14 protein-coding genes are annotated in these 13,965 nt (G+C 62.7%); 10 read left to right on the top strand and 4 right to left on the bottom strand.

From position 1 onward, the window contains the following. The first annotated feature begins 11 nt into the window (after positions 1 to 11). Together PSEWESI4_RS08470 and PSEWESI4_RS08465 are read left to right on the top strand one after the other, a co-directional pair. Positions 12 to 299 (top strand): DUF2782 domain-containing protein, encoded by a 288-nt coding sequence (locus PSEWESI4_RS08470; protein ID WP_187670762.1) that lies wholly within the window; start codon positions 12 to 14, stop codon positions 297 to 299. Between the two features lie 3 nt (positions 300 to 302). Continuing rightward, positions 303 to 1,253, top strand: a complete 951-nt coding sequence (locus PSEWESI4_RS08465) for a homoserine kinase (protein WP_187670761.1) — start codon at positions 303 to 305, stop codon at positions 1,251 to 1,253. 72 nt (positions 1,254 to 1,325) lie between these two features. Here the strand turns inward: PSEWESI4_RS08465 and PSEWESI4_RS08460 are convergent, their stop codons facing one another. After that, on the bottom strand, positions 1,326 to 2,231 hold the full coding sequence (locus PSEWESI4_RS08460) for an AEC family transporter (protein ID WP_187670760.1): 906 nt from the start codon (positions 2,229 to 2,231) through the stop codon (positions 1,326 to 1,328). Between the two features lie 231 nt (positions 2,232 to 2,462). On the opposite strand from PSEWESI4_RS08460, the gene PSEWESI4_RS08455 reads away from it, so the two are divergent. Further along, a complete protein-coding gene (locus tag PSEWESI4_RS08455; protein WP_187670759.1) occupies positions 2,463 to 2,864 on the top strand; it encodes a GFA family protein in 402 nt (133 codons plus the stop codon). A gap of 45 nt (positions 2,865 to 2,909) precedes the next feature. On the opposite strand, the gene PSEWESI4_RS08450 is transcribed toward PSEWESI4_RS08455, so the two are convergent. The 3 genes from PSEWESI4_RS08450 to PSEWESI4_RS08440 form a co-directional block, all read right to left on the bottom strand. Next, positions 2,910 to 4,862, bottom strand: a complete 1,953-nt coding sequence (locus tag PSEWESI4_RS08450) for a DUF7844 domain-containing protein (protein WP_187670758.1) — start codon at positions 4,860 to 4,862, stop codon at positions 2,910 to 2,912. Continuing rightward, a complete protein-coding gene (locus PSEWESI4_RS08445; protein ID WP_187670757.1) occupies positions 4,859 to 5,179 on the bottom strand; it encodes a DUF2388 domain-containing protein in 321 nt (106 codons plus the stop codon). Before PSEWESI4_RS08445 ends, PSEWESI4_RS08450 begins: the two co-directional genes overlap by 4 nt. A 165-nt stretch (positions 5,180 to 5,344) precedes the next feature. Continuing rightward, positions 5,345 to 5,662 carry a DUF2388 domain-containing protein gene (locus PSEWESI4_RS08440; protein ID WP_187670756.1) on the bottom strand — a complete coding sequence of 106 codons (318 nt, stop codon included), beginning with the start codon at positions 5,660 to 5,662 and terminating at the stop codon, positions 5,345 to 5,347. 411 nt (positions 5,663 to 6,073) lie between these two features. On the opposite strand from PSEWESI4_RS08440, the gene PSEWESI4_RS08435 reads away from it, so the two are divergent. The 7 genes from PSEWESI4_RS08435 to gmd are packed head-to-tail and all read left to right on the top strand — an operon-like array spanning position 6,074 to position 13,964. After that, positions 6,074 to 7,561, top strand: coding sequence for a glycosyltransferase (locus PSEWESI4_RS08435; protein WP_187670755.1), 1,488 nt, complete (start codon positions 6,074 to 6,076; stop codon positions 7,559 to 7,561). Next, the gene (locus PSEWESI4_RS08430) at positions 7,558 to 9,120 is read left to right on the top strand and encodes a glycosyltransferase (RefSeq protein ID WP_187670754.1); all 1,563 of its coding nucleotides are present in this window, start codon (positions 7,558 to 7,560) and stop codon (positions 9,118 to 9,120) included. Before PSEWESI4_RS08435 ends, PSEWESI4_RS08430 begins: the two co-directional genes overlap by 4 nt. After that, complete coding sequence (locus tag PSEWESI4_RS08425) at positions 9,104 to 9,985, top strand: class I SAM-dependent methyltransferase (RefSeq protein WP_187670753.1); 882 nt, start codon at positions 9,104 to 9,106, stop codon at positions 9,983 to 9,985. Before PSEWESI4_RS08430 ends, PSEWESI4_RS08425 begins: the two co-directional genes overlap by 17 nt. Before the next feature lie 43 nt (positions 9,986 to 10,028). After that, entirely contained in the window at positions 10,029 to 10,862 is an 834-nt protein-coding gene (locus PSEWESI4_RS08420) for a class I SAM-dependent methyltransferase (protein WP_187670778.1), read from the top strand. Between the two features lie 6 nt (positions 10,863 to 10,868). After that, positions 10,869 to 12,089: an acyltransferase family protein gene (locus PSEWESI4_RS08415; protein ID WP_235978902.1), complete on the top strand. Its 1,221-nt coding sequence runs from the start codon at positions 10,869 to 10,871 to the stop codon at positions 12,087 to 12,089. Then, positions 12,082 to 12,993 (top strand): GDP-mannose 4,6-dehydratase, encoded by a 912-nt coding sequence (locus tag PSEWESI4_RS08410; protein WP_187670752.1) that lies wholly within the window; start codon positions 12,082 to 12,084, stop codon positions 12,991 to 12,993. Before PSEWESI4_RS08415 ends, PSEWESI4_RS08410 begins: the two co-directional genes overlap by 8 nt. Continuing rightward, the gene (gmd, locus tag PSEWESI4_RS08405) at positions 12,993 to 13,964 is read left to right on the top strand and encodes a GDP-mannose 4,6-dehydratase (RefSeq protein WP_187670751.1); all 972 of its coding nucleotides are present in this window, start codon (positions 12,993 to 12,995) and stop codon (positions 13,962 to 13,964) included. The genes PSEWESI4_RS08410 and gmd overlap by 1 nt, the downstream gene beginning before the upstream one ends. The last annotated feature ends 1 nt before the right edge of the window (position 13,965 follow it).

Here is a 13,965-nt window from a genome sequence, read left to right as displayed (position 1 = left end):
ACAAGGGTATCATGCGCACAGCCAAGCGCCTGTTGCTGACCAGCCTGCTCCTGCTCGGCCCGTTGGCCGTTCAGGCCCAAGAAGACGCACCGAGCGCCGATCCGGACGTGACCATCCGTACCGAAGGTGACAAGACCATCGAGGAATACCGGGTCAACGGCTTCCTCTATGCCATCAAGGTCACCCCGAAGGGCGGCAAGCCCTACTTCCTGGTGCGCGCCGACGGCAGCGACGGCAACTTCATCCGCTCGGACCAGCCAGACATGCTGATCCCGGCCTGGGAAATCTTTCGCTGGTAAGCCATGTCGGTCTTCACGCCCCTAGAGCGCCATGAACTGGAAACCTTCCTCGCCCCCTACGGATTGGGACGGCTGAAGGATTTCCAGGGCATCGCCGCCGGAACCGAGAACAGCAACTTCTTCGTCAGCCTGGAAGGCGGCGAATTCGTCCTCACCCTGATCGAGCGCGGCCCGGTACAGGACCTGCCGTTCTTCATCGACCTGCTCGACGTACTGCACACCGCCCACCTGCCGGTGCCCTACGCGCTGCGCGACGAAAGCGGCGAGGCGCTTCGCGAGCTGGCCGGCAAGCCGGCGCTGCTACAGCCGCGCCTGCCGGGCAAGCACGTTGGTTACCCCAACGCCCACCATTGCAGCGAGGTCGGTCGCTGGCTGGCCTGCCTGCACCTGGCGACCCGCGACCGTATCATCGAGCGCCGCAGCGATCGTGGCCTCGACTGGATGCTTGCCGAAGGGCCGAGCCTGGCGCTGCGCCTGGACGATGCCGAGGTGGCCCTGCTGCGCGATGCGCTGGCGGAGATCGGCGAGCGTCGCGATGCGATCCTCGCCCTGCCGCGCGCCAACCTGCACGCCGACCTGTTCCGCGACAACGTGCTGTTCGACGGCAACCACCTGTCCGGCGTGATCGACTTCTACAACGCCTGCGCGGGTCCCATGCTCTACGACCTGGCGATCGCCGTGAACGACTGGTGCGTGGAAGCCGACGGCAGCCTGGACGGTCCGCGTGCCCGCGCGCTGCTGGGCGCCTACGCGGTGCTGCGGCCGTTCACGCCGGCCGAGGCCGAGCTGTGGCCGACCCTGCTGCGGGTCGCCAGCGTGCGTTTCTGGCTCTCGCGGCTGATCGCCGCCGAAGCCTTCGCCGGCCAGGACGTGCTGATCAAGGATCCTGGCGAGTACCGGCGGATGCTCGAACAGCGCCGTCGGGTGAACGTGCCGCTGCCGTTCGCGTTGTAGTCCCGCGCCGGCGCTGGGCGCACCCTACGGGTCAGTTCGTAGGGTGTGCTTCAGCCCACCAATTGCCCGTTCCTAGCCCAGCAGCGCCAGCAGCAACGGCAGGCTGAGCGCCGCCAGCAGGGTCTGCAGGGTGATCAGCGCCGCCATCAACTGGCTGTCGCCGCCGAGCTGGCGGGTCAGCACGTAGGCAGTCGGCGCGGTGGGCAGGGCGAAGAACAGCACCAGCACGCTGCTTTCCAGCGCCGGCAGGTCCAGCAAGCGGGCTACCGCGTAGCCCAGCAGCGGCATGGCGAGCAGGCGCAGGGCGCAGTTCCAGCCCAGCGCCGGCAACTCGCCGGTCAGCTCGCGGGGACGCAGCGCAGCGCCGACGCAGAGGAGGCCGAGGGGCAGGCTGGCGGCGGCGAGCAGGCCGAGCAGGCGGTCGATGCCGCCACCCAGGCCGAAGCCGGCCAGGTTCACCAGCGCACCGGCCAGGCAGGCGAGGATCAGCGGATTCTTCGCCACCGGCAGCAGCAGCGCGCGGCCGCTGACGCCGCGCTCGGCGGTCAGCGCCCAGACCGACATCAGGTTCACCGTCGGCACCATCAGCGCCAGCATCAGCGCGGCCAGGGTCAGCCCCTGCGTGCCGAACAGGCTGCCGATGGCGGCCAGGCCGAGGTAGGTGTTGAAGCGCAGCAGGCCCTGGGTGAACGCGCCGAAGCGCGCCGCCGACCAGCCGCGCAGGCGGCGCACCAGCAACAGGCCGACCCAGCCGAGCCCGAGGCCGAGCATGACAGCCGCGGCCAGGCGCGGCAGCGCCGGGTTGTCCAATGGCGCGCTGGCCAGGCTGCTGAACAGCAGGGCGGGAAACAGCAGGAAGTAGTTGAGCCGCTCGGCCGCCGGCCAGAAGGCTTCGCCGGGGAAATCCAGGCGGCGCAGGGCGAGGCCGCCGACGATCAGGGCGAACAGGGGCCAGAGGGCGGTCAGCAGGGGAAGCATGGCGGGACTCTTGCGGCAAGCTGGCCGGCCATCTTGGCCGGCCCGTCGACGCTCGGCAAGCTGGAGGGCTCGAAGAGCCGAAAACAGCCCGGTCACGGAGGCATGCGGAGCTTTGTCGTCCAGTTCTCCAGCCTCCAGCGCTTTTTATCGAATGCCCGCCGCACAATGACGCCATGGCACGATTACCCTGCCTATGCTTTGGGGCAGACCCCCACTTGCACGGTGCCTTCCATGTCGGAACTCCATCTGGGCGGCTGCCATTGCGGCAGCCTGCGCTACCAGTTCAGCGCGCCGTTGCGCGACATCGCCCACTGCCACTGTTCGGTATGCCGACGTACCAGCGGCGGCACCATGGTCACCTGGCTCACGGTGCCGCTGGAATGCTTCGCCTGGACCACCGGCGAGCCGGCCCAGTACCGCTCCTCGGCCACCAGCACGCGCTATTTCTGCCCCACCTGCGGTGCCCAGTTGGCGTTGTTCACCAGCCTCAGCCCGCACAGCCTAGACGTCACCGTGGCGACCCTCGACCAGCCCGAGCGCGCCCGGCCGGACCGGCATATCTGGGTGAAGAGCCGGCTGCCGTGGCTGCACCTCGATCCGCATCTGCCGGAGGAAGACGAGGAGCGACTTTAAAAGCCGATTTTCGCCCAGCCTCCCGCCTCCAGCGCCTTTATCGGCTTACGGCAACTGCAAACCGCCGCTCGCCTTATGGAGTTCGCGCAGGCGTTCGCCGAGCGCCTGGAGGTTGGCTTCGCCGGCCTCGATCTCGCCGATCCGTTCCGGGTCGAGCAGGCGGCGGACTTCCTGTTCCAGCTCGTCGCTGAGGCTGCGCAGGTATTGCTGGCGCTCGCCGCTCTGCTGTTCCAGGCGCTGCCATTCGCCCGGTTGCGGCAGGCCGTAGCCGCTGTCGAGCAGTTCCGCCGGGCGGCTCAGGTAGCCGCTGTTGGCGAGGATGGCCTGTAGCGCGTCGCCGGCCTTGGAGAAACGGCTCTGGCCGAGCTGGTCGCGCACGTTCATGTAGTTGCGCTTGAGCTCGTCCTGGGCGATCAGCAACTGGCGGCGCACGGCCGCCTGTTCGAGCAGCAGCATGGCGGCGGCGGCGCGCAGGTCGGCGCGGGCGATCCAGGCGCGGCGCTGGGCGGCGGACAGCTCCAGCCAGTCCTCGACCCTGCTTTGCGGCACGTCCAGGCGGGTTTGCAGCACGGCGAACATCGCCTGGTAGCGATCGCGGAAGGAGTCGAAGCGATAGCCCAGGCGCAGCGCTTCCTTGTCGTCGGCGAGCACGCTGCGATCAGCCAGGCCACGGGCTTCCAGCAGGTCGAGCAGGCCGTTGGGCATGATGCTGTCGAGGCCGACCAGTTCCCGTTGGCCGGTGCCGCTGCGCAGCAGCTTGAGGGTTTCCACCGCGCAGTTGTTGGAGATGAACCAGTAGTGGCCGTCGTAGCTCCAGTGCTGCTCGGCGGCGCGCTCGACCAGGCCGTGGAGTTCCTGGCGCGACAGCCTGAGCGGCAGCGAGGAGAGGCTGCGCAGCTCGACCTTGGTGTATTCGTCGATCACCTGGTCGAGCGGCAGGACGAACAGTCGCGACGGGTAGGCGCCGGTCAGGCCGTCCCAACTGGACAACTGCACGTCGTTGACGAAGGCACGGTAGGACAGCACCAGGTGCTGGTCGAGATCCAGCCGGCAGTCCGGGCCGCGCGGCCGGCCGGGGGCGCAGATCACCAGGCGCAGCATGCTGTGGCCCCAGCGGCTGACCCAGTTGTCGTTGGCCTCGGCCAGCAGGTAGTCGACCGAATAGACGCGCTCCGGGTCGAGCTGGCCGAGCGGCTGGCGGGCGAAGTCGCGCCCGGCGTTGAGGAACGGATAGCTGCCGGGGCAGGGCGCCGCGTCGGCCGGCGCCCAGTCGAAATGCTGGCGGAAATGCCGGTACAGCGCCGGCCGTCGGCAGGCATAGGCCGGATCGAGCAGGAAGTACTCCATGTTCACCGCGACGAACTCGCGCGGGTTGCTCAGCTCGTAGGTGTCCGGGCTGCGCGCCTCCTGATCGTTGTCCGCTTCGCGGGCGCCGCGCCGGCCGACGCGCTGCGGCCAGCCTGCGAGGTCGAGCAGGCGTGGGTCGTCGCTCAGGGTGAAACGCCGCTCGGTCTGCCCTCGGCAGTCGTCCGGCAGGCCGACCAGGCCGTTGCTCGCCGCACGCTGGCGGCAGTGCTGCAACCGGCGCCACTCGTCGGCGGACCAGAGCCGGGCGCGGTCGTACAGATGGGTCAGCTCGTGCAACACGGTGGCCAGCAGCTCGCGGCGCAGGGTGCCGTGCGGGCGCTCGGTTGGGGTGCGCGCGGCCGAGCCGTCGGCCAGGGCCGGCAGCAGGCGGGCGTTGAGCAGCAGGCGGTCGGGGCGGCTGGCGCGGCCGTAGACCGCTTCGGGCAGGTTCGCGCTCCAGCGTACCTCGACGTCGCGGTCGAGGCGTTCGCGGAAGCTCGGCGGCAGCGCCCCCATGGCCTCGTCGAGCAATGCCTGGCTGGCCTGGCGCTGGGTGTTGTCCAGGCCCTCGCTAGCGAGGCTCAGGCGCAGCTCCGCCTGGGCGCCGCCGCCCAGCAGCGCGACGGAGAGCAGCCAGGCGGCGGGCCTCACAGGACGAGGATGGCTTCGGCCAGGGTCAGGTCGGAAGCTTCGCGCGCCTCGGGCACGTGGGTGCGGATCACGCCCAGCGCGGCTTCCAGTTGCGCGCCCCGGATCTCGCCGGCGCTGGCGACGAAGCTGGCGGCGTCGTCCTGGGCGGCGCGGACGACCTTCATGTCGCGGATCGAGGTGGTGGTGTCGGAGGTGAAGTCGAGGCTGCGGTCCAGCGCACGGACGATGATGTTGCTGGTGGCGACCAGGGTCTGCGCCTGGGCGCCGGCGCAGAACAGGGCCAGGGCCGCGACGGCGGCGATGAGCGGGCTACGCATGAATGATCTCCGGAAATGCGGGCTCGTGGAGAAGTTGGACGAAGCCGGCCGGACGCCGGTTCCCCTCCCGCGCGATGGCGCGCGGGGAGGGCGAGGGAAGGCGGCCGGCCGGAGCGGCCGCAAGGCTAGCCGAATGCGTAGGCGAGGGCCAGCCGGGAGGAGGGATCAGAGGGTCAGGATCGCCTGCGCCAACTGCATGTCGCTGGCGGCCAGTTGCGGCAGCTTGCCACGGATGTGCTTGAGCGCGGCCTCCAGTTGCGCGCCACGGATCTCGCCGGCGCTGGCGACGAAGCTGGCGGCGTCCTCGCGGGCGGCGCGCACTACCTTGTCATCGCTGAACGAGGAGGTGATGTCCGAGGTGACGTCCGAAGTACCCTTCAGGGCGCCGACGGTGGCATCGGTGGTGTAGACGAAGCTGGTGGCCGAGACGCTGGTGGCCGCGGCCAGCAGGGCGGCGGCGCTGAGCAGGCGCAAACGATTCATGGATGGACTCTCCTGTCGATCAAACGCGTCGTGGCCGGTTCACCACGTCACTCGGGAAAGCCTAGCGGAGCGCGTGGCCGGGCACCAGCGGGAAAGGTGCCATGGTATCTGCGGGCGCAGGGTACGGATCTTCATGTCCTCGGCGCTGTCCATCGGTTTCCGGACCGGGGCGGGAAGTTAGTTCGTTGTGATGGTTACAGCACTCAATCACGAAGATGGGCATTCGATACTGTCAAGATCTTGCAAGATAGACGCACATCTGCTGCTATTCGCCATCCCTCGACGGGCGAGGCCGGCGTCGCCGGTATTGGCAACCGGACGTTTTCCACGGATGCTGCCGGATGTCCGGATTTGCCTGCCGCAAATGAATAACAAGAAAGCCGCATAGGAGTGAAGCCTGTGCAAGAAATTATGGACAAGCTCATTCTCGTCGGTTCCAAGATCAGTGGAGACAGCATCCAGGGTTCTCTCGGAAAACCCGAATACAGCTACTACTTCCTGATGCGGGACTTCATCCCGGCCCTGCAGCGGCTGGGGACCGTCGTCGAGGTCTCGACCCTGGAAGAAGTGGACGAGCTGTTCGAGCGGCACGACGCGCTTGGTCGCGAGGTGGTTTTCCTCAGTTTCAGCCCGCCGCAGCAGACCCCCCTGGGGCTGCGCTGCCCGACCGTCGCGGTGTTCGCCTGGGAATTCGACAGCCTGCCGTCGGTTGCCTGGGACAGCAATCCACAGAACGACTGGCGATATGCCTTCGCCCGCATGAGCGGCGCGATCAGTACCAGCCGGGAGGCCGCCGCCCTGGTCGAAGAGGCCGCGGGTGCGAGGTTTCCGGTCGTGGCCCTGCCCGCACCCGTCTGGGACCGCCATGCCGGGCTCGGCTCGCCCGAAGGCGTGCCGCTGTCGCTGGGCGACAGGCAGTTCTCGTTCCGGGGCGTGGTCATCGACAGTCCCATTCTCGGGTTGTCGGCGGACGGGCTGGTACGCAAGCCGGAGCCGGTACCGGCCGAACTTCCCGCCGATCCCGAGCCCGTGCAGGTCGTCGAGGGCCGTTTCGCCCAGTCCTGGCAGCTCAGCAAGGCCCTGCTCCGTGGCTGGTGGGCGGAGGTCAGGCAGCCCCTGCAGCCGGCTTGCGAAGCGGAGCATGCCGTAGAGGCGTCCAGCGTCAAGTCGCCGCCGGAAAGAGAAGAAGAGCCCGCACGGTCGATCCGGGTCGATGGGGTGGTCTACACGACCATCCTGAACCCGGCGGACAGCCGCAAGAACTGGGTCGAGTTGATTACCGCCTTCTGCTGGGCGTTCAAGGAAACCGAGGATGCCACCCTGATCGTGAAGATGACCCACCACGACCTGGAGTACTACCGCATCGTGCTGATGACTCTCCTGTCGAGGTTGGCCCCGTTCCGCTGCCGGGTGCTGGTGCTGCACGGGTTCCTCGAGGATTCGCAGTATCGCGAGCTCATCGACGCGTCCACCTATTACGTGAATGCCTCTTCCGGCGAGGGCCTGTGCCTTCCGCTGATGGAGTTTCTCTCCGCGGGCCGGCCGGCCATCGCCCCGGTCCACACCGCCATGGCCGACTACGTGGACGAGCGCCTGGCGTTCCTCCTCAAGTGTTCCCCGGAGCCGTTCTGCTGGCCCCACGACCCCACGGGCATATTCATGACCCACCGCCACCGGTTGAACTGGCAGTCGCTCATGGAGGCCTACAAAACCAGCTACGAGGTCGCGACGGCCGATCCTTGGCGCTACCGCCAGATGTCAGCGCATGCCTTCGCGAAAATGCGCGCCTTCGCTTCCGTCGAGGCGGTGGCCGCGCCACTCGACGAGTTTCTGGAAAAGATCATGAAAGAACCGGTTCGCCAGGTTGGCCGACAGCTCGACAGGAGCTCGGCGCCATGAAGTTCCTCGTGTACTCGGAAGTCACCGCCGAACGAATCGCGACCAGCATGGGGCTGCCGGAATACAGCTACTACTTCGTGCTGCGCGACTACCTGCCCGTGTTGAGGCAACTGGGGGAAGTGGTCGTGGTCGAGCGGCCCGAACTGGAGGTCGATCGTCTCTACGACGAGGCATGCGCCAAAGGGGAGGAGTGCCTGTTCCTGTCATTCTCGCCGCCGCACAAGACCCTCCTGGGGCTGCGTTGCCCGACGATCCCGGTGTTCGCCTGGGAGTTCGACAGCATTCCGAACGAGCCCTGGTTGGACGAGCCCAACCAGGACTGGCGGCATGTCCTGAAGGCGTGCGGCAGCGGCATCACTCATTCGCAGATGATCGTCGATGCCGTGCGCCGGGAAATGGGGCCGACGTTCCCGATCATTTCCGTGCCTTCTCCGGTGTGGGACAAGTTCGCCGCCTTGAGGGAGCGTCCGGGCGAGCTGCCGCTGGAGCGGAGCGTCCGGATCCGTGCTCGCTCGGCCGTGGTGGTCGATAGCCATGATCCCGAGCTGAGTCCCTATATCTGGGGCCCGAACGCCACGGCCAGGGTGGTGCAGGCGATCCGCGAGCATGAAGGCGCTCTGGCTCGCCAGCGTCCGTCTCCCGCTACCGTCGAGGAGCAGCCGGGAAGACAGCAGTCCCGCTATCAGATCACCCGCCGCTACCTGGGGGAGTGGTACCTGAAGGTACTGTGCCAGCAGCTTCCCCTCCTGCCCGGGAAGGCCGAGGCAAGGCTCGAACTGGTGAGCCAGGACCCCGAGCGGAGGCTGGAACCGCGCAATACCGTGGAGCCTCCCCGTCCTGCCACGGCAGGCGTGACCCCGAGGATGCCGGAGTGGGCGCCGGGCGAGTCCGAACTGGAGCTTTCGGGGGTGGTCTTCACCACGCTGTTCAATCCCTACGACGGCCGCAAGAACTGGGCCGACATGCTGACGGCGTTCTGCTCCGCCTTCCGTGATACCCCGGATGCGACCCTGGTGTTCAAGCTGGGGCACAACGAATACCTGTCCGCCATGCACGACATGCTGATCTGGATGGCGCGCATGCCCAGGTTCCAGTGTCGTGTCGTGCTGCTGCACGGCTACCTGGACGGCAGCGAGTTCGACACGCTGATCAAGGCGAGCGCCTTCGCGGTCAATGCCTCGCACGGCGAGGGGCAGTGCCTGCCCCTGATGGAGTTCCTTTCCTGCGGCAAGCCCGCGATTTCGCCACGGCACTCGGCCATGTGCGACTACATCGACGAGCAGGTGGGGTTCGTGGTCGACAGTTGGCAGGATGCCACCGCCTGGTCCCACGACCCGCGACTCGCCTATCGGACCCTGCGACACCAGATCGACTGGGTCTCGCTGAGAGATGCCTATCTGGAGGCCTACCGGTGCGTGAAGGAAGAGCCTGAGCGTTACCAGCAGATGTCGGCGGCGGCTATCGAGCGCATGCGCGATCACTGCTCGCAGGCGGCTGCTTTGCAGAGTTTGCAGAACTTCTTCGCTGTGGAGGTGGCTCTTCATGCCAAGTCTGCGTAAGTGGTGGCAAATGGTCCGAGCGCGCTCAACAAGTTCGAATGCTCAACAGCAGAATGAAGGGGCTACCGCGCCAATGATAGCTACCACGGCTGACTGCGGTCTTGTGGATGCGGTTATGGGCGGCTGGTTTCGTAATGATACCGGGGAGCTGTTCCGAGAATTTCCAATCGCTCCTGAAGATGTTGTGTTAGATGTTGGTTGTGGCAGTGGAGGTGTCAGTATGTTCTGCGCTCGCCGCGGTGCACATGTGATCTTCACTGATACAGATGCTACCAAGATAGAAACTCTACAGAAACGGATAGTGTCAACCCAAGCACGTGCGACGCAAGGTATTGTTTCTGATAGTTTGCCATTGCCGTTAGGAGAAGGTATTGCAAGCCGAGTAATTGCGTTAGAGGTGCTTGAGCATGTTGAGCGGCCGGCAGACATCCTAAAGGAGCTTTTTCGGGTTGGTAGGCCAGGTGCTCTTTATTTTCTTTCCGTTCCCGCTGAGATCAGCGAGGGCTTGCAACGGAACATCGCTCCAGCTGTGCACTTTCAGCCTCCAAATCACATTAATGTTTTCTCAGCTGAAGAGTTTTCTAGATTGGTTGTCGACTCTGGGCTTCATATTATTTCCCGTCATTCTTATGGTTTTTTCTGGACGCTTTGGATGATGTTCTACTGGACCGTAAAGTCGGCCGATGAAGAGTCTTTTATGGGGGCCACCCACGACCAGTTATCACCTCCCTTTCCTCCTTTGCTAGATGAGTGGGCAAGCGTTTGGTACAAGGCAATAAATTTGCCAAATGGAAAATTTTTGCGGGAATCCCTAGATCAGGCTCTTCCTAAAACTCAGATCATTCTGGCCCGCAAACCAGGATGATGATGAGGTTGATCGATAGTGGCATCCATGGAGACTGAGAATGATGTTACAGCGATTCAAGGCTTTTTTGAGCGGTGCTTCAGTCACCATACCAAAATCAGACATCGTTGCAGTGCCGAGTGAAGAGCCTATTCCCGCGGACTTCACATTTGAGGATGCCCGTCTGAGTGGATGGTTTAGCCTAGAAACCGGGGAATTGCTCAAGGGGTTTCCCATTCAGCCAGAAGATTCTGTTCTAGATGTCGGCTGTGGAGATGGGACTTTCATCAGTTTCTGCGCAAGACTTGGTGCAGAAGTTACTTTTGCAGATATAGATGCTGAGAAGGTCCGTTCAGTCGAGGAGCGGTTAAGGGGGGGCAAGGCGCGGGCTATACGCCCCCTGGTATCGGACGCCAATCCTCTGCCTCTGCCTGACCATTATGCGGATAAGATCATAGCCATGGAGGTGATGGAGCATGTTGACAGCCCAGCTCAGTTTCTTCATGAACTGGTCAGGGTAGGCAAGCCGAATGCTCTTTATCTGCTATCGGTTCCAGATCCTATCAGTGAAGGTGTTCAGCGAGAGTTAGCTCCCCCGGCACATTTTCAGAAGCCTAACCATATCAATATATTCAGCCGTGAAGAGTTTGAGCAGCTGGTAAGTTCGTCTGGGCTGGTTGTCGAGCAGAAGGCCTCCTATGGCTTTTACTGGTCTATATGGTGGGCGTTTTTCTGGACGTGTAATCAAGACCTTTCTCCGCCTTGGCATCCATTATTAGAAAGCTGGGCGAAAACTTGGGATATTGTACTAAAAATGCCTGATGGTCCGCGTATCAAGAAAGCATTAGATAATGCGATGCCAAAAAGTCAAGCAATCATAGCCCGTAAACCTGCGTAGTGCATCATGGACAAGAAAAGTGGCGTGAGGCACAGAAAGAACCTTGAAATTGAGTATCTGCGGGCTATTGCTATTGGCATGACCTTGCTGAGCCACTTGCCTGTCCTACTCCCCTTTCATCAGGGCTTCTTTAATTCTCTATTCAGTGTTTATATGCCATGGACAGGGGTTGATTTATTTTTCTGTATTTCCGGTTATGTTGTGAGCAAGGCATATCTTGATTATTTTGACCTGCACCGTAATCAAGGCGATTTTTGGATTGCTGCGCAGAGCTTCTGGTTGCGGCGAATTTATAGGCTTTTGCCGACAGCCTGGCTATGGATATTTATTCCTTTGATGTTATCGATTGCTTTTAATCAAACTAATGTTTTTGGTTCTTGGTATGAGAATCTGCGTAGTTTTGTTGCGGTTGCTACTTTCAGTGGGAATCTAGCGAACCAGTTCGGGGTATCGCTTGGTCCAAACTCGGTCTACTGGAGTTTGGCGCTGGAGGAGCAGTTTTACTTCATTTTTCCACTATTTCTTCTGCTGGTTACGTCAAATAGCGGGCGCGTGATTATCTTGCTAGCATTGGTCGTTTTGCAGTTTGGTATTGATCGAAACCCTTTTGGTACAGCGACTAGTGCATTGCTCAGTTCTTTTCGGATTGACGCAATGATATGGGGAGTATTGCTTTGCTTGTTCAGTCGTTCAAAGATTTTTTGCCAGTTTGAACCCATTTTCTTGACTGGCAATTTCTGGGCGCGAATGGGTATGGCGCTTTTGCTTGTTTATCTCCTGGGGGCTATTCCAGGGCAGATGATCGGTGTGCCTGTTGCTGTAGGGCTAATTGCACTGGTTTCGTTACTGTTGGTCTGGATTGCCAGTTATGAGAAGGGCTATCTGTTCTGTCCCTCTTTCCTCTCTAGGCCTTTAGAATGGCTTGGCTCTCGCTCCTATGCTCTTTATGTGATTCATGTTTGCGCGTATCACTTCAGTTACGAGTTCTGGTACAGGCACGCGGCTGCACAAGGTGTGACCTTGGACGCTTCATATAGTCTTGAGCTGTTGGGGACTGCGATTATATTCATGCTGGTTGCCAGTGAGCTCAACTATCGCTTAGTAGAGCAGCCTTTGCGTCGCAGGGGGGTAGATATCGCCAGGAGAAGACTCCAGCTTTTTTCTAATGATCGACCGACGATAACCGAGTTGGAAGGTAAACCAAGAACGAGGAGTGATCTTGTCTAGGAAACTTTTCGTTACCGGGTTAACCGGGTTTGTTGGCCTGCATTTGAGGCAAGCCCATGCTCTGTCAGGAGAGAAGTGGGAACTACTCAATCCAGGTCGTTTCGATCTACTACGGCCGGAAATGGTGGAGGCTGCTCTGGCTGAAGAGCTCCCCGACGCGGTGATCCACCTGGCCGGGCAGACCTTCGTACCGGAAGCCTTTCGCGATCCGGTCCGCACCGTGCAGGTCAACGTACTGGGTACGCTGAACCTGTTGCAGGCCCTCAAGCGCAGGGGGTTCAGCGGCACCTTCCTGTACGTCAGCTCGGGCGATGTCTACGGGCAGGTGGGGGAGGCCGATCTGCCGATCGTGGAGACGCAGCCGCCACAGCCGCGCAATCCCTACGCGGTCAGCAAGGTTTCCGCGGAGCTGTTGTGCCAGCAATGGAGCTACGTCGAACCCTGGCGCATTATCGTCGCACGCCCGTTCAACCACATCGGTGCGGGGCAGGGCGAGTCGTTCGTCGTCGCCAACATGGCCAGGCAACTGGTGCGTGTGCGGCAGGGGTTGCAGGTGCCTAGACTGGAGGTGGGGGATATCGACGTAACCCGCGATTTTCTCGATGTGGAGGATGTCGTGGCGGCTTATCTGCTGTTGCTGGAAGAGGGGCGAAACGGAGAAATCTACAACGTCTGCTCGGGGCAGGAACGCAAGGTCCGTGACCTGATCGCGGAAATGGCCCGGCTGGCCGGAGTGGAGGTGGAGATAGTGCAAGACCCGGCACGCTTGCGTCGTGCCGAACAGCGTCGAGTTGTCGGGAGTTCCGACAAGCTGCAAAAAGAGACCGGTTGGAAACCCGGCATTTCAATCACGGAGACCCTGCAGAGAATGCTCTCTGACTGGGAAACAAGAGAACGACAATAATGAACAAGAGCGCTCTGATCACCGGGGTGACAGGCCAGGATGGTGCCTACCTCGCCAAACTGCTTCTGGAAAAGGGTTATCGGGTCCATGGTCTGGTCGCCCGGCGTAGTTCGGATGTGCGCTGGCGCTTGCGCGAACTGGGCATCGAGTCGGAGCTGATCTATCTCGACGGCGATATGGCGGATGCCTGCTCCATTCAGCGCGCGGTGCTCAAGGCCCGTCCCGACGAGCTCTACAACCTGGCGGCGCAAAGCTTCGTCGCCGCTTCGTGGGATCAGCCGATAACCACCGGCATCGTCGATGGGCTGGGCGTCACGCACCTGCTCGAAGCGATCCGCCAGGTCAGCCCCGATACCCGTTTCTACCAGGCTTCCACCAGCGAGATGTTCGGCCTGATCCAGGCCGAGCGGCAGGACGAGACCACGCCGTTCTATCCACGCAGCCCCTACGGCGTGGCCAAGCTCTACGGGCACTGGATCACCGTGAACTACCGCGAGAGCTTCGGCCTGCACGCCTCGAGCGGCATCCTGTTCAATCATGAGTCGCCGCTGCGCGGGATCGAGTTCGTGACCCGCAAGGTCACCGACGCCGTGGCGCGCATCAAGCTGGGCAAGCAGCGCGAATTGCGCCTGGGCAACATCGACGCCAAGCGTGACTGGGGTTTCGCCGGCGACTATGTCGAAGCCATGTGGCTGATGCTGCAGCAGGACAAGCCCGACGACTACGTGGTGGCGACCGGCGTGACCACCACGGTGCGCGACATGTGCCGCATCGCGTTCAGCCATGTCGGGCTGGACTACCGGGAGCATGTGGTGATCGACCCGGCGTATTTCCGGCCGGCGGAGGTCGACGTGCTGCTGGGCAATCCGGGCAAGGCCGAGCGGGTGCTGGGCTGGTCGCCGAAGACCAGCCTGGAAAGCCTGATCCATATGATGGTGGACGCCGACCTGGCCCGTGTGGCCAAGGAGTAGG

The organism is Zestomonas carbonaria (genome assembly GCF_904061905.1).
In the GTDB taxonomy this organism is placed as follows: Bacteria; Pseudomonadota; Gammaproteobacteria; order Pseudomonadales; family Pseudomonadaceae; genus Aquipseudomonas; species Aquipseudomonas carbonaria.
This window is presented reverse-complemented; position numbering and strand designations above follow the sequence as displayed.

What these genes read in the sequence shown, in the direction of transcription:
- gmd (WP_187670751.1), top strand. Translation starts at nt 12,993, where the DNA reads ATGAACAAGAGCGCTCTGATCACCGGGGTGACAGGCCAGGATGGTGCC.
- PSEWESI4_RS08470 (WP_187670762.1), top strand. Translation starts at nt 12, where the DNA reads ATGCGCACAGCCAAGCGCCTGTTGCTGACCAGCCTGCTCCTGCTCGGC.
- PSEWESI4_RS08460 (WP_187670760.1), bottom strand. Translation starts at nt 2,231, where the DNA reads ATGCTTCCCCTGCTGACCGCCCTCTGGCCCCTGTTCGCCCTGATCGTC.
- PSEWESI4_RS08420 (WP_187670778.1), top strand. Translation starts at nt 10,029, where the DNA reads ATGTTACAGCGATTCAAGGCTTTTTTGAGCGGTGCTTCAGTCACCATA.
- PSEWESI4_RS08440 (WP_187670756.1), bottom strand. Translation starts at nt 5,662, where the DNA reads ATGAATCGTTTGCGCCTGCTCAGCGCCGCCGCCCTGCTGGCCGCGGCC.
- PSEWESI4_RS08445 (WP_187670757.1), bottom strand. Translation starts at nt 5,179, where the DNA reads ATGCGTAGCCCGCTCATCGCCGCCGTCGCGGCCCTGGCCCTGTTCTGC.
- PSEWESI4_RS08425 (WP_187670753.1), top strand. Translation starts at nt 9,104, where the DNA reads ATGCCAAGTCTGCGTAAGTGGTGGCAAATGGTCCGAGCGCGCTCAACA.
- PSEWESI4_RS08430 (WP_187670754.1), top strand. Translation starts at nt 7,558, where the DNA reads ATGAAGTTCCTCGTGTACTCGGAAGTCACCGCCGAACGAATCGCGACC.
- PSEWESI4_RS08415 (WP_235978902.1), top strand. Translation starts at nt 10,869, where the DNA reads ATGGACAAGAAAAGTGGCGTGAGGCACAGAAAGAACCTTGAAATTGAG.
- PSEWESI4_RS08465 (WP_187670761.1), top strand. Translation starts at nt 303, where the DNA reads ATGTCGGTCTTCACGCCCCTAGAGCGCCATGAACTGGAAACCTTCCTC.
- PSEWESI4_RS08455 (WP_187670759.1), top strand. Translation starts at nt 2,463, where the DNA reads ATGTCGGAACTCCATCTGGGCGGCTGCCATTGCGGCAGCCTGCGCTAC.
- PSEWESI4_RS08435 (WP_187670755.1), top strand. Translation starts at nt 6,074, where the DNA reads ATGGACAAGCTCATTCTCGTCGGTTCCAAGATCAGTGGAGACAGCATC.